This is a genomic window from Moorena sp. SIO3I6, from assembly GCF_010672095.1.
The window spans coordinates 1-1890 of the sequence record NZ_JAAHHU010000952.1; the positions used below are offsets into that span (position 1 = coordinate 1).

General features: G+C 42.5%; 3 protein-coding genes. 1 reads left to right on the forward strand and 2 read right to left on the reverse strand.

Annotated elements, in window-relative coordinates; translation table 11 throughout:
• Window positions 1–472, forward strand: a 472-nt coding sequence (locus F6K49_RS44845; protein ID WP_293108521.1) for a fumarylacetoacetate hydrolase family protein, incomplete at its 5' end; no start/stop codon positions are given.
• Here F6K49_RS44845 and F6K49_RS44850 read toward each other — a convergent pair.
• Window positions 469–945, reverse strand: coding sequence for a Tic20 family protein (locus F6K49_RS44850; protein ID WP_293108524.1), 477 nt, complete (start codon window positions 943–945; stop codon window positions 469–471). The genes F6K49_RS44845 and F6K49_RS44850 overlap by 4 nt on opposite strands.
• 139 nt (window positions 946–1084) lie before the next feature.
• Window positions 1085–1282, reverse strand: coding sequence for a hypothetical protein (locus tag F6K49_RS44855; protein ID WP_075904588.1), 198 nt, complete (start codon window positions 1280–1282; stop codon window positions 1085–1087).
• Between the last annotated feature and the right edge of the window lie 608 nt (window positions 1283–1890).

Consider the following 1890-nt stretch of genomic DNA (forward strand, 5'->3'; position numbering starts at 1 on the left):
TGAGGGAGAGTTAGCACTGGTAATCGGTGACTATTGCTTAGACTGCACACCAGACGAAGCTCAATCCAAAATTTGGGGTTATACGATCGCTAATGACGTAACGGCTCGGGATTTACAAAAGCGGGATCCGCAATGGACCAGGGCTAAGGGATTTAATAGCTTTTGTCCCCTCGGACCCTGGATAGTCCGGGAGTTGAGTGCTGGGGCAAAATTGCAGACATTTCTGAATGACAACCCTGAGCCAGTACAATCAGCTTTAATTAGTCAAATGGTATTTCCGCCAGATGTTCTGGTATCTTACATTTCCCAGGTGATGACCCTAGTACCAGGGGATGTGATTCTTACGGGGACACCCAAAGGAGTAGGACCAATGGAAGTTGGCGATCGCGTCCGGGTGGAAATTGAGGGAATTGGTCAGTTGGAAAACACGGTTATCTCACGCCCTTCACAGGCTAAGTCTAAGGAAGACTAGGGGACTTGGCTGTAAACGGCTTGACTAAGGCTTGGTATTTCTGCGTAACGACCCATCAATGATTGAATCATGGAGTAGCCGCAGGCGGCAAGGATTCCTAAGAATACTATATTATATAAGGTTTCTGTTAGCAAGTTAACCCCTAGTGCTTGGACTAAAATTGGCAACAATAGAAAAGCCAAAACTAAAAGAATGTCTAAAAGAATCGCTTGCATGGTGTTAAAGCGAACGAAATGGCTGATTTGTGGGTTTCTGACTACGGCTAAGAATAAAACAAAGAAAATAATTAACCCCGCCAACGGGAAACTCCTGTAAATTAAAATTAACGGTTGTAGTGGCAGGTAAATAATGCCGAGAATGGGAAACTGTGTTAGCAGAAATTGACCAAAGGGCAAAACCACAATTAGAGGGAGTATATATGCAAGGGCTGCAAAAATCCGGTCTTTAACATCTGTTGATCCGCGCCAAGTCATCGTGATTTCTCCTTGAAGATGTTCAGATCAGGGTTACACTAACTATTATTCAGCATAGCGCAGCACAACACTCTACCCCTGAGCGACCTGAAATGCTATTGACCTGCATGTTACGCTACGGGAACCCCTACTAGAAAAGTCAATCCATATTTACCAGACGGAATCCCATTTCACACTCATACTGTTGAGCTTGCTTCTCACTTAGCTTCTTGAGCACATGGGCACAAAGTAATTTTCCTTGATGCCAGCGAGGTTGACCACTTGGGTCAGCCAGTAAACAACATTGACAGACAAGGTCGGGGGAAATTACTTGGTTATCCGTTAAAATGACTAACATAGCACTAATCCCATTACGCTATCAGGGCTGATGCCGAATTACAATAGTCTAAGGTCTTCTCAACAGGCTGGAGGATAGGGAAAAATCTTGAATTGCTCACGATACCTTATACCGATACTAATCCATAAAATCTTGACCAATCAGCTTAGTGCTGAAGTCTTGTTTATAAGTGCTGTTGATTAGAACTATTGCTTAACCCTATTTTTATCTTATTAGATACCCTGGATGATTAAGTGTTGTATAATAAATAATTTAACATAATACAAACTTTAACTTTTCATAAAAATTGGCCTAATCTGAGTCTGAATCGTTCCAGAGTCAAGCTTTAAGCTCATCGTTACCGATGAATTGTTTGACAGGACTTATGAAAAACTCCTAAAAAACTGGGCATCCAACTCCCATATGTAGTAGGAATAAGTAGTAGGGATAACTAGTAGGGATAACTAGTAGGGATAACTAGTAGGGTGCGTTAATAACCCACCCTGTAGTAGGTAGAGTTACTGGGTAAGTCCTGTTTAAGGGTCGTGTCCAAACAAACCACCTGCCAAAAAATCTTCAGGGCGACTAAAGCTGCTATTTCGCTACTGGTAGTCGCTGATGGGATCAAC

Bases quoted from the DNA above. Each gene is read 5' to 3' on its own strand.
- F6K49_RS44850 (WP_293108524.1), bottom strand. From the start codon at position 945: ATGACTTGGCGCGGATCAACAGATGTTAAAGACCGGATTTTTGCAGCC.
- F6K49_RS44855 (WP_075904588.1), bottom strand. From the start codon at position 1,282: ATGTTAGTCATTTTAACGGATAACCAAGTAATTTCCCCCGACCTTGTC.